Origin of the sequence: Streptomyces sp. NPDC048643, assembly GCF_040650615.1 — a bacterium.
GTDB lineage: Bacteria > Actinomycetota > Actinomycetes > Streptomycetales > Streptomycetaceae > Streptomyces.
Genome location: NZ_JBEZHO010000063.1, coordinates 19606 through 35628, shown reverse-complemented (window position 1 = coordinate 35628; position 16023 = coordinate 19606). Strand labels below are relative to the sequence as shown.

Here is a 16023-nt window from a genome sequence, read left to right as displayed (position 1 = left end):
GCTGAGGCGCCACGCCGCGCCCGTCCGGGCACGGTGAGGCGTAACGGTTCCCCGTTCCTCGCGGACCGGGTACCTGGGGTCGGACGGTCAGCCGGCGCTGGCCTCCACGGGCTGCTCGGTGCTCGGCGCGGTCGCCGCCGCCTTGTGGCCGTCGGTCGCCGTGTAGAAGACGGACGTGCCCTGCTTGGCGCGGTGGGCGTGGCTCTTCGCCACGAGGTTCTCCAGGGTGGTGCGCACGACGTTCGTCTGGATGCGGCGGTCGGGGTGGGACTTGCCCAGCGCCGTGGACACCTCCGCGGCCGAACGGGGCTCACCCTGAGCGGTGAGGTAGCTGCGGATCAGCTCGACGAGGGTGGGCTGACCCGAGACGGCCTTGGCCGCGGGCTTCTTGGCCGGAGCGGCCTTGGAGTCGGACGCCTTGGCGTCCCCGGACTTCGCGTCGGACGCCTTGGCGGCGGCCGCCTTGACCACGACATCCTTCGCGCTCGCGGCCGTCTTGGCGCGCGACCGCGTGCCCTTGGCGTCAGCGGTCTTCGTGGCCTTGGCCGCCTTGGCCGGGCTCGCGGCCCTGGTCGCCTTGCCCGCGGACTTCTGCTGGGGCACGGACGGCGCCACCGGCCGAACGGGCTTGGCGCCGACGGCCTTGTCCGTGACACCAAGGGCCTGGTGGAGGCTCGTCAGCACGGAGTGGTCCTGGCGCAGGGCGTTCAACTGCTCCTGGAGGGCGTCGATCTCCGCACCGATGCGCTCCTGCTCCTTGGCGTTGCGGTCCAGGTCGCCGATGACCTGGGCCGTGTACTGCGATGTCAGTTCGGTGGAGGACGTGGTGTCGGTCATGGTGTGGACCTTTCGTCGGTGCACGGCCGCCACATGAACACACATGGAGCGGCCGGAGGGCGATGCGCGTCCTGTCGACCGCGCTGGAGGGACGGGGCGGGCAGCCGCACTTGCTGCGTCATGCCCCGGCCTACCGATAGTACGGACAGGTGACCCCCGTTGTTCCCGTCCCGCCATGGTTGGCCCCCAAGAGAGGGTGACTTGTGGCGCGGGATTGACTTCCTCACAGCTGATCCGGAGGCAGCCGACGGCCCCGCCCGAGTGTGTGGGCGCCTTTCGGGTACCCGAGTTCCACGGCACGGTACGGATGAAGGAAACGGGAGCGAGGACAGGAAGATGGCAGTCAAGGCGATGGGCTGGGCGCACTCGTTCCCGGTCTCCGGCGGCGTGAGGGCCGGACGACAGTGGACCCGCAGGCACCTGGAGTCCCTGCCCTGGACGGCCCAGGAACCCGACACGGTGGACGCAGTCGTCCTGACGGTGTCCGAACTCCTCACCAACGCGCACATCCATGCGCGCAGCGACGCGGCCCTGGTCCTCACCTGGGACGGCGACTGCCTTCATGTGAGCGTCCACGACGAGGACCCGAACCTGCCCCGCCAGCGCGATCCGGAACCGGGCGCGGTCTCCGGCCGGGGTGTGGGCATCGTGCAGATGCTCGCGGACGACTGGGGCATGAAGTGCCAGCGCCACGGGAAGACGGTGACGGCCTGTTTCCGCCCGCAGAGCGCACACCGGCAGGGCGACAACGGCTGAGTGCTCCCTCGCGCGCGGGGGAACCCTCTCCGGATGCCGGCGCGAACGGGCAGGCCCTGAGACACCCGATCACATGGATCCGCCGGGTGGGGGACCGAGTTCAACTCGGTCCCCCACCCGACGTGCTCTCACTTGTGCCGAACGGCCGTGAAGCTGTGGGTGCCCGCTCCGAGACCGGAGACGGTGACCCGGCCGTCGGCGACCTGGACCGTGCGGTCCGACCGCCTGCGCCCGTCCCAGAGGGTGCGTCGGCCCGCTCGCACCGTCACCTCGTGAGCGTCCATCGGGAGCGTGAGCGCTCCGCGGGTGCCGCCGGGCACATGGACATTCACTTCGAACCCCGTGTGCGCCGCTTCCCAGCTGACCTGCAACGGGCCGTGCGGTGTCGGCAGTTGCCCCTGCGCCCAGCTGATGCCCGCGGGCTGGGGACGCACCTCCCAGGTGGCGTAGCCGGGGGAGGTCGGGCGGGCGCCGAGCAGTTGATGGGTCAGGGCGGGCAGGACACCGGTGGACCACCCGTGCGCCATGCTCGTGTAGGCACCCTCGTACAGCGATCCGCCGGGGCCGATGCCCTCCCAGTTCGTGATACCGGGGTCGTGGCTGTCCATCCAGCCGTACGTGCGCCGGATCTGGTCGACCGCCGACTCGGCCCGCCCGCTCTCGAAGCGCGCGACGATCTCGGGGTACGAGGTGAACGCGTACACACGCTGTGAGGCGTCGCCGAAGATGGTGTCGTTGTCCATGAACGCGTTGCCGTACGGCCGTTGGGTGGTCGCGTCCAGGTGGGCGAGGGCCGAAGCCGCGCGCCCGGCGTCGGCGACGCCCGCGGTGATGGCGATCGAATTGCCGTCCTGCGCGTGCCGCACCGGACCGGTCGCGGAGTCGAGGTAGGCGCCGGCCTCCGCGTCCCACAGGTGGGCGTTGACGGCGTCCTTCACCGCGCCCGCGCGCTGTTCCCAGCGCTGTGCGTCCGCCTCACGGCCCAGCCAACGTGCCATCCGCGCGGCGTCGTTGAGAGCCTGCACGTAGTTGGCGTTGTAGTAGGTGATGCGACCGGTGCGGTCCAGGAAGGCGTAGTCCCCGTACCCGCCGGTGTTGTTGAGCCCCTTGCTGAGCAGGCCCGCGCCGTCGGTGACACTCGGATACCAGGTGTCGAGCACCTTGAGCAGGTTCGGGTAGTAGCGGCTCGCGTAGGAACGGTCACCCGTGTAGAGGACGTAGTCCCAGCTGCACGTCACCCACCACAACGGATAGTCGAACAGGGGCAGGGCGTAACCCGAGATGGAGGCCGGCGGGATCCATCCGTCGGCCCGCTGGTGTTCGGCGAGGTCGGCCAGCACGTTGCGTGCGGCGGCTGCCGCGTCGTCGTGCGTCAGATAGAGGGTCCGCGCCGACACGGCCAGGTCACCGACGTACGGGTCGCGGTCGCGCTTCGGCCCGTCGTGCAGCACGAGCTTGCCTTCGAGCGAGGGGCTCCACGCGTTGCGCGGGTCGACGTCGTCCTCGCGGAAGGTGTCCGTGACCAGCTCGTTGGTGTAGGAGGCGCCGTACCAGTACCGGTTGAGGTCCTCGTCGGAGCAGAGGAACCAGCCCCGGTACGTGCTCGGCGTGCCGAGGTACGCGGTGAAGTCGAGGCTGACGGAGTCGATCTCGACGGTTCCCCACGGCTGTGCGACGGGCGCGTCGCCGACCAGTGCGTCGAGGGTGATCTTGAGGTACCGGAAGCCGTGCAGCCCGTCCGCGTAGACCTTGCCGTCGGACTGGAACCCCTTGTGATCGGTCCAGTCGGCGCCCCTGGCCGGTACGGCGAACTGGTCCGTCCCCTGACCCGCGCCGCCGGACTGGTCGGAGCGGGTGAAGTCGGAACGGTCGGTCAGGAACTGCTTCGTCTCGGAGAACGCGAGCCGCACGCCGGGTGAGTTGTCCGACGCCGAGGCGAACCGGACCCGCGGGAACCCGACGACGACCTTGCCGAAGTCCACCGTGACGCTGGGCGCCGCCACCGGGGCGACGGGCTCAGGCCACACCTCGTTGACCCGGGTGAAGGCACCCTTCGAGGTGTCCTGGACGCCCGTGACGGTGATGCGGATCCGGGTGGTGGTCACCTGGGACGCGAAGGGCACCGCCCGCTGGGTGACATCGTTGTCTTTCACCGTGGCGACGGTCTGCCAGGCGTCGTCCTTCCAGGCGTCCACCGTGAAGTCGGTCGGAACGCCGTCGCTGTTGGAGACCAGCGTGATACCTGACATCTCTCGCGCCGCCGGCACCGTGATGGTGAGGGTGTCCGGGAAGGCGCCGATCGTGTCGTCGTTCCAGAAGGTCCCCGGGTCGCCGTCGATCGCGTTCTTCGCGTCGTACGTTCGCGGCTGCCCGTCGTTGCCGTTGTTCCCCGCGTGCGCCGACGAGGCCTCGGCCGCGGTGCCCTCGGGCCAGCGTGGCGCGGGGGTGGGCTCAGGGCGCCGCAGAACGGTCCTCGCGCCGCCCGGCTTCAACAGACCCTCGGCGCGGGTCACATCGCCGGTGGAGGCGATGACTCGTACGGGCTGCACGGTCCGGGACGCCGGGGCCTGCACGTATCCCTGCCACCCCTTTCCCGCGCGGGGGATGGGCCCTGACGGCGTGCCTCCGCCGCCCGTTCTCCCGTCGGCGGACGCGGCCCCCGCGAAGGGGAGCCCGGCGGCCGTCACGGCCAGAGCTCCGGCCCCGGCAACGACGACCGCCCGCCGGGAGGGACCGGTCCCCGGGGTGCTGTCTGGAGTGCTGTGCGACGACATAGCGCCTCATTCCTCAGTGACTGAAACGATTCAATCGTGACGGGCGAGGCGACGGTATCTCAGGAGGTCGGCGGCGTACAGGTGTTGTGCAGGGGGATGTTCGGGTCAGTGGGCGGCGTGAGGGTCCGAGGAGCGGGCCGAGTCGGTGCGCACCGCGGGGTCGTGGGTGGGTCGTTGACCTTCGCTCCCTCGGTCCCCGCCTACGGCTGGAAGTACTCCGACATCAGGCTGCTGACCCACTCAGGCTGATGGACGTCCGGTGGGCGGAACTCCGTCATCGTCGGCTTCAGGTCGATGACCGGGGTGCCCGACACGGCGTCGAGGCCCACCACTGTGAGTTCGCGGCCCTGGACGGACTCGATGGCGCAGCAGGTCACCCCGATGCGGTTCGGTCTGCGGGGGCCGCGGCCGGCGAAGACGCCGACGGGCGGGAGGTCGGAGCGGCCGCGGTAGGGGCGGGGCTCGCGGTAGTCGTCGAGTTCGGCGAGCTGGTCGAAGACGAAGAGGACCTCCACGTGGGAGAAGCCCTCCAGGCCCTGTAGGCACGCCTCGCCGAAGCGTTCGTCGAGGGTGATGGTGCTGCGGACCGCACCCCAGTTGTCCGTGTGCTGGACGTCCGTCCGATCGTTCCGGACGGTACCTATCGACGTGATCTCGAAGCTCGGCATGGCCCAGAGGCTAGCGCCAACGCGCCCGGCGCGACGGGGAGATGATCGGTGCGGGCGTATGCCGAGGACTGTTGCTCGGTTGCCGGCCGGTCCGGTCGCCGCCGCTTCGTCCATCGTCCTCGGGGCGGGGTCGGGATCGCCTCCCAATGGCGGAACCCGTGACGCTCACCCGTTCGGTTGCCGGGTATCCGGCCCGCCGCTGCCTACCCTGTGAGCGGATCGGCGAGGGTCGAAAGTGGGTTGAATCGCCCGCTCGCGTTCAGGGCCGACCCATCCCGCTGCGGTCGTCACCATCGGAGATCAAGCATGACAGAGCACAAGAAGGCGAACGAGGTTCCCCGGCGTCAGTTCATCGCGCTCTCCGGTGCGATCGGTGCGGCGACGTTCCTGACGGGCGCGGGGGTGAACGGGAGTACTGCCAGGGCGGATGACCCGGGCCCGGGCTACGGGGAGGACTCCTGTACGTGTCCCACTCCTCCCACGTCGCCTCCCGGGGCGGGCCAGAGCCCCTGCCCTCCGACTCAGTTGCAGGGGCTCTGTGGCAAGCCCACGGACAATGACGCGCTGTGGCATGACGTCCAGTACTGCACTCAGGGGATCGTCCCTCCGGCGCCCCAACCCAAGCCCAACTGTCTGAAGACGACGTCGAACTACGTCGTGCTGCACGGCAAGCCCGAGACCCAGCACAACTACCTCCTGCTCCCGAGTTGCCGGATCACGGGTATCGAGTGTCCGTTCCTCGTCACCTCCGGAGTGGCGAACTACTGGAACGACGCCTGGGAGAACGCGAGGAGTGGAGGCAGCGTCCCCGTTCAGTTCCCCAACATCGGATTGGGGATCAATTCGACGAGCGCCCGGCGCTTCAACCAATTGCACATCCACATGGCCGGGGTCCGCGCCAGCGTGCAGCGGCGTCTTCAGGAACTGCAATCGATGAGCCGCGTGGCCACCCACCCCGCGCAGTGGGCCGCCAACCAGGAGCTCATCACGAGTGCCGACGGGGCGGGGGATCGCACGTACCGGATCCTCCTGCTGCCCAACCTCACCCAGAACCTCTTCGCCTTGCTCGACCAGTACGTGGTCAGGCCGAACGGGCTCAGCATGGCAGGGCAGATGATGATCGTGGTGCCGAAGATGTCGGCCACCGGATTCGCGGGATCCTTCTACGTCCTCAACAGCGACAGTTCCCTTCCGAGCGGTACGAACACGTGTGACCGGCTGCTCGTCTACAGGTGAGCCGCTCGCTGCGGCGCTGCCCGAAGGGCACATCAGCGGCAGCGTCATCTCCCGGTGCGGAACGGTCTCGCGACCAGAGCCGACGACGGCGTTCGCGAGAGGCGCGGCCAGGTCTGTATGTAGTGTGCGGAAATGACAAGAAGCGAGCGCATCGCGGACCAGTTGGACCGGCATTGGCACAAGAACCTGCGGCCGCGGCTGAACGGGCTTGCCGATGAGGAGTACTTGTGGGAGCCGGTGCGTGGCTGCTGGAGCATCCGCCCACGTGGCACGTCGGCCGCGCCGATGTCGGCCGGTTCGGGGGAATGGACGATGGACTCCGCGTCCCCTGACCCGGTGCCGGCGCCGGTGACCACGATCGCCTGGCGGCTCGCGCACATCATCGTCTCCTGCCTGGGCTATCGGGTCGCATGGCACTTCGGCGGCCAGGACGTCGACTCCCGGACGTTCGCCTACGCGGGGACCGCTGACGAGGCGCTGAAACAGCTCGATGAGATGTACGGGAGATGGAACGCGGGGGTCCGCGAACTCTCGGACACCGACCTGGAGAATCCGCCCACGGCGGGTCCCGAGCGGTTTCCCATGGAAGGCATCGTCCTGCACGTCAACAGGGAGCTGATCCATCACGGCGCCGAGATGTCCCTGCTGCGCGACCTCTACCGCTGGCAGGACGGAACCGGCCCGCGCCGCATATGACTTTCCGTTAACCGGCGTTCGAGCTTCGGAGACCTACGTGGACTCGTGACGCTTCGTGGCTGCGAGCTTCAGGTGATGCCGGCGCGGGGGTCGAGGAGTCGAGCGTGTTCTCTCGACCTGCCCGACGGGTGCATGAGTTGACTCGACCGGCCGCGTCGGTCCGCTCGCCGTACAGTGCCGGCCTCCGTCGCATCGGGTCGACACGAACGTACGGATGGCGCAGGGTTCACACCATGCCCCATCCCTTCCCGAAGCCATTGCCGACCGGATGGCGAAAGCGGTCGGCGACGGTCGCCGATGTCGGCGCCGTCCACCGTCTCGTCACCGCCTGCGAGAGCGACCTGCAGGGTGCCGCCGCGACAGACCTTGATCGCATCGCCGCCGATCTCAGCGTGCCCGGACTGGACCTGGCGTCCGACACCTTGCTCGTGTGCGACTCCGACGGAGAACTGACCGGCTGGAGTCGGGTGAAGGGTCGACGGGCCACGGTCCATGTACACCCCGACCACCGTGCGCTGGGTCTGGGTAGTGCGCTGCTCGCCTGGAGCGAGGCGCGGGCACGGCAGTCGGGCGGCGATCGCCTTGCCCAGACCGTCTCCGACAGCGACCACGCCGCGATCGCGCTGCTCCGATCCCGCGGGTACGCGCCGCTCGTCACCGAATGGCTGCTGGAGATCGCGTTGCCGGTCGAACCGGAGGTGTCCGAGCCGCCGACGGGGATCACGGTCCGACCGTTCCGTCCCGGCGACGAGCGAGCGGCCCACCAGCTCACCGAGGACGCGTTCGACGAGTGGCAGCAGCGGCGGAAGGCCTATGCCGAATGGGCCCGGCACACGGTGGAGCGAACGACGTTCGAACCCGGTGCCTCGCCCGTGGCCTTCGCCGGCGACCAGATGGTCGGCGCTGTTCTCTCGTTGGACGTTCCGGGCAGCAGTGAGGGTCACGTCGAGCGGGTCGCCGTACGACATGACCATCGCAACCGGGGGATCGCGCGCCTGCTTCTGCGGGAGGCGTTCCGCGCCTTCCATCGCCGGGGGAAACAGACCTGTGCACTGTGGACGCACTCGGACACGGGCGCGCTGTCGCTCTACGAGCGGATCGGCATGACCGTGCAGCGTAGTTCGACGGTCTACAGCAAGACGTTCACCGGGGGTGTGAGCCCAGGGGGGCTCGGGGGATCCGCCTCGACGGCACCCTGATCCCGGTGGCCGCGTGCACGGGCGGAAGCCGATCTGCCGAGGATGAGGCGCGTTGCCGCAGCCGTGTCGAACGACCCCGGTGATGAGTTTTCGCGCTCGTACCCGTCACACCTACGACGGGACACGACGAGGCGAGAGGCGATGTGATGAGTGCGGACACACGGCTGGAGGAGCTGGGTGTGAGCGGGCTGGGCGAGGTCGACGAGTCGGCGTTCTCGGGGCTGGCGGAGCGGCACCGGCGGGAGCTGCACGTGCACTGCTACCGGATGCTCGGGTCGTTCGAGGACGCCGAGGACACCGTGCAGGAGACGTTCCTGCGCGCCTGGCGTCGGCGGGAGACCTTCGAGGGTCGCTCGACGTTCCGGGCCTGGCTGTACCGGATCGCCACCAACGCCTGCCTGGACCTGCTCGCCAGATGTCGCCCGGAGCCCGCCTCCGGCGGCGAGGTGCTGTGGCTGCAGCCCTACCCGGACCGGCTGCTCGACGAACTGCCCGCGGGTGACGCGGACGAGCCGGAGACCCTCGCTGTCGCGCGGGAGACGATCGAGCTCGCATACCTGGTCGCGGTCCAGCACCTCGCGCCGCGCCCGCGGGCCGTGCTGATCCTGCGGGACGTGGTCGGCTGGCCGGCGAAGGACGTCGCCGAGCTCCTCGGGGACTCGGTCAACTCGGTCAACAGCGCCCTGCAGCGGGCCCGCGCCGGTATGCGCGAGCACCTGCCCGCCGAGCGGCAGGACTGGACGGGCGGCGAACAGGACGCCGGGACGCGTGAGCTGGTGCGCCGCTACACCGACGCCAGCGTGGCCACGGACGTCGACGGGCTCGCCGCACTGCTGCGGGACGACGTCCGCTGCTCGATGCCGCCCACACCCGGCCTGCACGTCGGCCGCGACGCGGTGGTCGACGACTGGATCGACAGCGGCTTCGAGAGGATGAAGGGCCTGCGCGCCGTCCCCACCGCCGTGAACCGGCAGCCCGCCGTCGCCTTCTACCTGTGGCGGAAGCGGGAGGACGCGTACGTGCCGCTGACGATCGACGTCCTGCGTGTCACCGGCGGGGCGATCACCGAGATCGTCACGTTCCACGGCGACCGGTTCCCGCGGCTCGGGCTGCCGGAGCGTCTGCCGGCGGACGGCACCGAGTAGGGGTGGAGCCTTCGTACCCGACGCTGAGGGACACCGCGTCGAAGCTGTCGTCGATGGACACGGCCCACGGATCCCTTCCGTCGCGGAGGCGGGCTCAGTCCCGGGCGATGTACACCCGATCGCTGTCCCCGTCCGAGAGGAACACCGCCAGCTCCCGTGCCTCCTCCCGCACGGCGTCCCGGGTTGCGTTGGGCAGGGTGTGCAGCGGCGTGACCGTCACCGTGTGCTCGGCGACGCCCCAGGTCCCTGCGACGCGGCCGTCGATCAGGACCACGCGCTCGCCGGCCACCGAGAGGCCGCGGTGGGCGTCGTCGATGATCCGGCCGCGGTCCTGGTAGCCGAGGATCGCGTTGTCGAACGCCGGCAGGAACCGCACCGGTGCGGGGGTGTCGGGGTCGGGGCGCGGAGCGTCGGGCAGGTCCAGGAGTTCCCGGCCCCGCTCGTCGCGAAAGGAGACCAACTCCTCCCGTACGGCGGCCACCGCGGCCGGCAGACCTGCGAGCCCGCACCAGGCACGGAGATCCGCCGACGAGGCCGGTCCGAACGCGGCCAGGTAGCGCCGCACCATCGCCTCGCCCACGGGGTCCGTACCCTCGACCGGCGGAGGGTCCACTTCCCGGCCCAGCCATGAAGCCAACGGGACGTTCCGCACCCCCGCCTTCGTCCGCCACAGCCCCCGGGGCGGTGCCTGTGCCACCGGGACGAGTGCGGCCATCACCATCTCGCCCAGGGCCCGCCGCCCGGGCTCCGGCCAGCGGGCAGCCAGTACGCGCACCACCTCGGACGTCGGCAGCGGCTCGCCGTCCGCCATCGACTCCGTTGCTGCCGAGGCAAGTTCGGCGAGGTCGACTCCGTCGAGTTCGCGTCGGTAGACCCCGAGCACCCGTTGGCGCAGCATGGCGTCGTGCCGGGACCGCCACGCGAGGACGTCCTCCGCCGTCATCAGGTGCACCGTGCGCCGCATGAGATGCGCCCGCACCACACTCCGCCCGGTCAACAGGTCGGACAGCGCCGCCGGTTGGAACGCCCGCAACCGTGACCAGAGTCCGGTGTACGGCTCCTGGGGTTCCTGGGCCTGGAGACCGCAGAGGTGCGCGACCGCTTCGTGCACCGGCATGTCGGAGCGGTCGAGCAGCAACTGGCGGGCGAGCGTCGCGCGATTGAGCGACCGGTTGTCGAGAACGGTCGTCATCGCCGGGCCCGGCTGCGGTTCTCCGCGGCTGCACGGTCTGGTGCCGTGGCGTGTTCGGTGGGCTTCGTGGGCACGCTGTTCCCTTTCGGTACCGCTCCGACCTGGTGGCAGGCGGCAGCTGGTAGTCAGTAGTCGGTCAGGTCGACGTCTGGCCGTCGAGGCTCTCGCGCAGGATGTCCGCGTGCCCGGCGTGCTGTGCCGTCTCGGCGATGACGTGCATCAGGACCCTGCGTACGCTCTGGACGGCGCCGGGCTCGTGCCAGGGTGACTCGGGGAGCGGGTGCGTCGCCGAGAGGTCGGGAATGCTCGCGACGACCTCCTCGGTGCGGGCCGCCACCTCCTCGTAGTGCTTGACGATGTCCGCCAGCGTCTCGCCGGGCAGCATCCGGAAGTTGTTCTGGTGGTCGATCGCCCACTGCGGGAACTCGCTCGCCGTGCCGGCCGCCATGTCCGCCCAGGTGACTCCGGCGGGCAGGTCGTAGCGCAGCGCGGACGGGCCCTCCAGGGCGAACCGGAGCCAGCCCTCCTCGATGGAGGCGACGTGTTTGATCAGACCGCCCAGGCTCAGGGCGCTGACCGTCGGGTTCTGCCCGGCCTGCTCGTCGCTGAGTCCGTGCACCGTGCGGGTGAGGGCGGACCGGGCGGTCGCCAGCTCCGCGAGGAGGTCGGCCCGCTCGCCGTCGGGCACGGTGGGGGAGGAGGGGGATGAGGGAGGCGTCATCATGTGATCAGGTCCTTCGGGTCGGTCCGGTGGTGGCGAACGAGACCACCGTCTCAGGAGTAGCGGACAGGATGTGTCCGCTACCTGGTAGACCATCGATGTCATGCCGAAGACATCCGCGCGACTGCTGTCCCTGCTCTCGCTCCTTCAGGCACGCCGGGACTGGCCGGGGCAGCTGCTGGCCGAGCGCCTGGAGGTCAGCCCGCGCACCGTGCGGCGGGACATCGACCGCCTGCGCGAACTCGGCTATCCGATCCGGACCGCGAAAGGCCCCGACGGCGGCTACCGGCTCGGCGCCGGTACCGAACTTCCGCCGCTCCTGTTCGACGACGAGCAGGCCGTGGCCCTCGCCGTGGCCCTGCGGACCGCGGCGGTCACGGGCGCGGGCATCGAGGAAGGAGCGGTACGGGCCCTCGGCACCGTCCGGCAGGTGATGCCCGCACGGCTCCGTCATCGCGTCGACGCCCTCCAGATCACCGCCGTGGATCGAGCCGGGCCGGCGCCGAGGACGCAGGCCAACCCCGGCGTCCTCCTGACACTTAGCGCGGCCGTCCGCGCCCGCGAGGTCCTCCGCTTCGACTACACCCCGGCCTGGCCGCCCACCCCGGTCGCGGACCCCGCGTCGCCGCGCTCGAAGGGCGCCCTCGTCCCGGATCCTCCGCGCCGCGTGCAGCCTCACCACCTCGTCACGTGGGGTGCACGCTGGTACCTCGTCGCCTGGGACCTCGACCGCGAGGACTGGCGCACCTTCCGCGTCGACAGGATCGCCCCCCGCACGCCGACAGGGCCCCGCTTCACACCGCGCGAGGTGCCCGGAGGAGACGCCGCCGCGTTCGTCGCCGGCAGATTCCGGGGTTCGGAGCCTCGCCCGGGTGCACCTGAGGGTGCGGGGACGGGCAGCTCGAACGGGTCCCGCCGCTCCCCGAAACCCCGTGGCCCGCACGACTCCGGCGATCCGGTCCCGTTCGTCGACTGGCCCTGCCGCGGCGAGGTGATCCTCGACCTGCCCGCCGCCGTCGTCTCCGGGTACGCGAGTGACGGCGTCGTCGAAGAACTGGGACCCGGCCGATGCCGTCTCCTCCTCGGCTCGTGGTCGTGGGCCGGTCTGGCCGCGACCGTCGCCAGGTTCGACACCGAGATCCAGGTCGTGGGCCCGCCCGAGCTCGCCGACGCCTTCGGCCGGCTGGCCCGCCGCTGCGCCCGCGCCGCGTCCCTCGACGTGATCGACGAACCCGCCGGCACGAACGAGTCTCCGGCGCGCCCCTGAGGCCGGCCAGGTGAACCGGCCCCGAGAACCCGCTGCGGGGCGAGCCCCGCGCGCCCGGCCTCGGCGCGCTCGTCCGCCCGTCGCGCTCGTCGGGCAGGGCCGCAGCCCCGGCCATATCTTGAGAGAGTGAGCCGCTCCAGCGTCCCGCCCGAGGGTGGGGACCGTACCGACCCGTCGAGGTCCCCGGCGACGTCGACAAGCCGACGAACCGACTACGCGGGCGCCATCTACGGCTCGATCCTGGCGGCCTCCGTGGTGGCGACGGCGGGATCCGGTGGAGTTCACCCCCGGCTGGAGATCATTCTCCTGCTGATCGTGACCGGTCTGGTCTTCTGGGCCACGCACGTCTACGCCCATCTGGCCGGGGATCGGATCGTCGGCCAGCCCTGGTCCTGGCGGGAGATCCGCCGCAGCGGCCTGCACGAGTGGGCCATCGTCGAGGCCGCCACCCTTCCCGCCGCGGCCGTCGCCGTCAGCTGGTTCGGGATGAGCGTCAACACGGGGCTGTGGCTCGCCCTGGGCGTGGCCGTCACCCAGCAGGTCGTGTGGGCGTGCCTGGGAGCCGTCCGCGCCGGGGCCTCCCGGGGCCAGGTTTTCGCCGAGGGCTTCGTCAACCTGGCGCTCGGCCTGATCATCGTGGGCGCCAAGGTCGTCCTCAAGCACTGACCGCGCGGCTCCGGCGAAGGACCACCCGCACCACACGGTCCACAACCCCCTAGGGAGGCCGGCATGGCGGACGAGACTCCTGGAGCCCGTACGGGAGAAGAGGCGCGCAGCGCACCTGGCGGGCGCCCCGCCGACGCGCCCCGGTATCTGCCCATCGCGGAACACGGACTCATCGGCGACCTGCGCAGCGCCGCCCTGGTCGGCACGGACGGCACCATCGACTGGTACTGCTGCGGCCGCTTCGACGCGCCCAGTGTCTTCGCGTCGATCCTGGACGCCGACCGCGGCGGAAGCTTCGAGCTCGCCGCCGACGTCCCGGCGCGCACGAAGCAGTTCTACTTTCCCGACACCAACGTCCTGATCACCCGGTTCTTCGCGGACGGCGGGGTGGGCGAGATCCAGGACTTCATGCCCGTCGTGGACGGCTCGCGCGAGGCCGACCGGCACCGTCTGATCCGCCGCGTGGTGTGCGTCCGCGGAACCCTGCCCTTCCGCGCCCGGATCGCCCCCCGCTTCGAGTACGGGACCGTCCCGCACACCCTGCACCTGGACGACGGCCAAGCGGTCTTCGACTCGTCCGCGCTCAAGCTCGCGCTCACCTCCACCGTGCCCCTGGAGGCCGACGGGCAGGACGTGTGGTCGCTGTTCAAGCTGAGCGAGGGGGAGGCCGCCGTCTTCGCCATCGACCGGATCGACGACGACGTGCCGCCGCGCTTCTGCGCCGTGGCCGAGGCCGAGCGGGAGTTCAACGCGACCGTGGCCTACTGGCGGCGCTGGCTGTCCCGGTCGCGGTACAAGGGGCGCTGGCGGGAGATGGTGCACCGGTCCGCCCTGACCCTGAAACTGCTCACGTACGCACCCACCGGCGCCATCATCGCCGCGCCCACCACCAGCCTGCCCGAACAGATCGGCGGCGAGCGCAACTGGGACTACCGCTACGTGTGGATCCGCGACGCCGCCTTCTGCGTGTACGCCATGCTGCGCCTCGGCTTCACCGAGGAGGCCGAGGCGTTCATGACCTTCCTCTCCGAACACGTACGGCTCGACGATCCCGACATCACGGCGCCGGGCGGTCCGCTGCAGATCATGTACGGCATCGACGGGCGCCGTGACCTGCCCGAGCGTGAACTGCCGCACCTGGAGGGCTATCGGGGATCCGCACCGGTGCGCGTCGGCAACGCCGCCGTCGGCCAGCTCCAACTCGACATCTACGGCGCCCTGGTCGACTCCCTCTACCTCTACGACAAGTGGGGCCAGCCGCTCTCCAGCGCGCACTGGGACGGCATCAGCGCGCTCGTCGACTGGGTGTGCGACAACTGGGACCAGCCGGACGAGGGCGTGTGGGAGACCCGCGGCGGCCGCAAGGCGTTCCTGTACTCCCGGCTGATGTGCTGGGTGGCCATCGAACGAGCCATGCGGCTGGCCCAGCACCGCGGACTGCCCGCCGACACCCTCCGCTGGGGAACCGCCCGCGACGACATCTACCGGCGCATCATGAGCCGCGGCTGGTCCGGCACGCGCCGCGCCTTCACCCAGTACGAGGACAGCGACATCCTCGACGCGTCCCTGCTGATGATGCCGCTCGCCAAGTTCGTCTCCCCGACCGATCCGAAGTGGCTGGCCACCCTCGACGCGCTGGGCGAGGACCTGGTCTCCGACTCCCTCGTCTACCGCTACGACCCGCAGGCGAGCCCCGACGGCCTCCAGGGCGAGGAGGGCACGTTCTCGATCTGCTCCTTCTGGTACGTCGAGGCACTCACCCGCGCGGGCCGCGTCGACGAGGCCCGGCTCGCCTTCGAGAAGATGCTCACGTACGCCAACCACCTCGGCCTGTACGCCGAGGAGATCGGCCACACCGGGGAGCAGAGCGGGAACTTTCCCCAGGCCTTCACCCATCTCGCCCTGATCAGCGCCGCCTTCAACCTGGACCGCAAGCTCGGCTGACAGCCGGAGCGACGGCTCGTGCCCTCAGGGTGCGGTGAACAGGCCGGGGAAGCGGGGAGCGAGCCACGGTCTGCGGCCCCTCACGAGGATGCGGCCACGCGCGAGGGAGCCGGCCTGCCCCTGGCGGCCCAGCGCCATCAGGAGGAACGTGACCGGCTCGATGTGGATCGTGCAGTCCGGCCGGGCCGACGGTCGTTCCTCGACGGACAGCACGCCGTCGGACACGGCCACCCCGAACCCGCCGCCGCCCCGGAGCCGCACGGCGTAGCGGGCGTTCATCCCGGCGAGGCGGGAGGCGTTGGCGACCCGCGGCATCACCCGGAGCATGAACGGCATGGCCAGGCCGACCCGGACGCGGTCGACCATGTGCGGCCGGCCGAGGGCGCGGGCGAGGTCGTAGCCGTGCCCGAGCATGTGCGTGAGCAGGTACGAGCCCAGCTCCTGGGCGTTCATCGGGCCGAGCGGGGTGACCAGAGGCCCTTCGACGGCCCCTTCCTCCAACGCCCGCAGGCAGTTCTCCGCCTGCTCGACGATCATGGCGGCCAGCGGTACGGGCTCCCGCTCCCCGAAGTCCGCGAGGGACCGCTCGTTGGCCTCGGCGAGACTCTGCGGCGTGCCGTCCCCGTAGGGACGCTCATGCCCTGCCGCCAGCTCCGCCATCAACGCGTTGGCCAGCGCCAGATGCGCGGCAGCCTCACCGACGGTCCACTCCGCCCCCGGGATCCGCCGCCCCATGGCAGCCCCCGGACCGAGCAGCGCGGCGATCCCCTCGGCGGTCCCGCGTATCGCCGTGCCGAGCCCGTCGGGCAGCGGTCTCCGCACGTCCCGCCCCGCCACCGAGTCCACGTCGCACCCTTCCTGCCGCGTGGCCTTCCCCCCGACCTGAACAGCCGAGGAGAAGGCGACGCGCTGCCGATCACCG

14 protein-coding genes are annotated in these 16023 nt (G+C 70.8%); 8 read left to right on the top strand and 6 right to left on the bottom strand.

The genetic code is table 11. The features are described from left to right. Positions 1-87: 87 nt before the first annotated feature. Positions 88-837, bottom strand: a complete 750-nt coding sequence (locus AB0C62_RS37560; protein WP_362981082.1) for a hypothetical protein — start codon at positions 835-837, stop codon at positions 88-90. A 336-nt stretch (positions 838-1173) separates the two neighbouring features. Between AB0C62_RS37560 and AB0C62_RS37555 the strand changes: the two genes are divergently transcribed. Continuing rightward, positions 1174-1593 carry an ATP-binding protein gene (locus AB0C62_RS37555; RefSeq protein ID WP_362981080.1) on the top strand — a complete coding sequence of 140 codons (420 nt, stop codon included), beginning with the start codon at positions 1174-1176 and terminating at the stop codon, positions 1591-1593. 128 nt (positions 1594-1721) lie between these two features. Here AB0C62_RS37555 and AB0C62_RS37550 read toward each other — a convergent pair whose 3' ends face one another. After that, positions 1722-4166, bottom strand: coding sequence for an alpha-L-rhamnosidase C-terminal domain-containing protein (locus AB0C62_RS37550; protein WP_362981078.1), 2445 nt, complete (start codon positions 4164-4166; stop codon positions 1722-1724). A gap of 401 nt (positions 4167-4567) precedes the next feature. After that, positions 4568-5035, bottom strand: a complete 468-nt coding sequence (locus AB0C62_RS37545; protein WP_362981076.1) for an SAM-dependent methyltransferase — start codon at positions 5033-5035, stop codon at positions 4568-4570. Between the two features lie 306 nt (positions 5036-5341). Between AB0C62_RS37545 and AB0C62_RS37540 the strand changes: the two genes are divergently transcribed. The 4 genes from AB0C62_RS37540 (at position 5342) to AB0C62_RS37525 (ending at position 9311) form a co-directional block, all read left to right on the top strand. Further along, the gene (locus AB0C62_RS37540) at positions 5342-6271 is read left to right on the top strand and encodes a CDP-diacylglycerol diphosphatase (RefSeq protein ID WP_362981074.1); all 930 of its coding nucleotides are present in this window, start codon (positions 5342-5344) and stop codon (positions 6269-6271) included. A gap of 132 nt (positions 6272-6403) precedes the next feature. Beyond that, the gene (locus AB0C62_RS37535; RefSeq protein WP_362981072.1) at positions 6404-6967 is read left to right on the top strand and encodes a DinB family protein; all 564 of its coding nucleotides are present in this window, start codon (positions 6404-6406) and stop codon (positions 6965-6967) included. A 233-nt stretch (positions 6968-7200) separates the two neighbouring features. Further along, entirely contained in the window at positions 7201-8166 is a 966-nt protein-coding gene (locus AB0C62_RS37530) for a GNAT family N-acetyltransferase (protein ID WP_362981070.1), read from the top strand. A gap of 146 nt (positions 8167-8312) precedes the next feature. After that, on the top strand, positions 8313-9311 hold the full coding sequence (locus AB0C62_RS37525) for an RNA polymerase subunit sigma-70 (protein ID WP_362981068.1): 999 nt from the start codon (positions 8313-8315) through the stop codon (positions 9309-9311). Positions 9312-9405: 94 nt separating this feature from the next. Here AB0C62_RS37525 and AB0C62_RS37520 read toward each other — a convergent pair whose 3' ends face one another. After that, a complete protein-coding gene (locus AB0C62_RS37520; RefSeq protein WP_362981066.1) occupies positions 9406-10503 on the bottom strand; it encodes a winged helix DNA-binding domain-containing protein in 1098 nt (365 codons plus the stop codon). 136 nt (positions 10504-10639) lie between these two features. Continuing rightward, on the bottom strand, positions 10640-11224 hold the full coding sequence (locus tag AB0C62_RS37515; protein ID WP_362981118.1) for a DinB family protein: 585 nt from the start codon (positions 11222-11224) through the stop codon (positions 10640-10642). A gap of 103 nt (positions 11225-11327) precedes the next feature. Here AB0C62_RS37515 and AB0C62_RS37510 point away from each other — a divergent pair, with 103 nt between their 5' ends. The 3 genes from AB0C62_RS37510 (at position 11328) to AB0C62_RS37500 (ending at position 15101) form a co-directional block, all read left to right on the top strand. Beyond that, positions 11328-12491, top strand: a complete 1164-nt coding sequence (locus AB0C62_RS37510; RefSeq protein WP_362981064.1) for a WYL domain-containing protein — start codon at positions 11328-11330, stop codon at positions 12489-12491. Between the two features lie 126 nt (positions 12492-12617). Further along, positions 12618-13157, top strand: a complete 540-nt coding sequence (locus AB0C62_RS37505) for a hypothetical protein (protein WP_362981062.1) — start codon at positions 12618-12620, stop codon at positions 13155-13157. A gap of 63 nt (positions 13158-13220) precedes the next feature. Beyond that, positions 13221-15101 carry a glycoside hydrolase family 15 protein gene (locus AB0C62_RS37500; RefSeq protein WP_362981060.1) on the top strand — a complete coding sequence of 627 codons (1881 nt, stop codon included), beginning with the start codon at positions 13221-13223 and terminating at the stop codon, positions 15099-15101. A gap of 24 nt (positions 15102-15125) precedes the next feature. Here the strand turns inward: AB0C62_RS37500 and AB0C62_RS37495 are convergent, their stop codons facing one another. After that, positions 15126-15938, bottom strand: coding sequence for a maleylpyruvate isomerase family mycothiol-dependent enzyme (locus AB0C62_RS37495; RefSeq protein ID WP_362981116.1), 813 nt, complete (start codon positions 15936-15938; stop codon positions 15126-15128). Positions 15939-16023 lie beyond the last annotated feature (85 nt).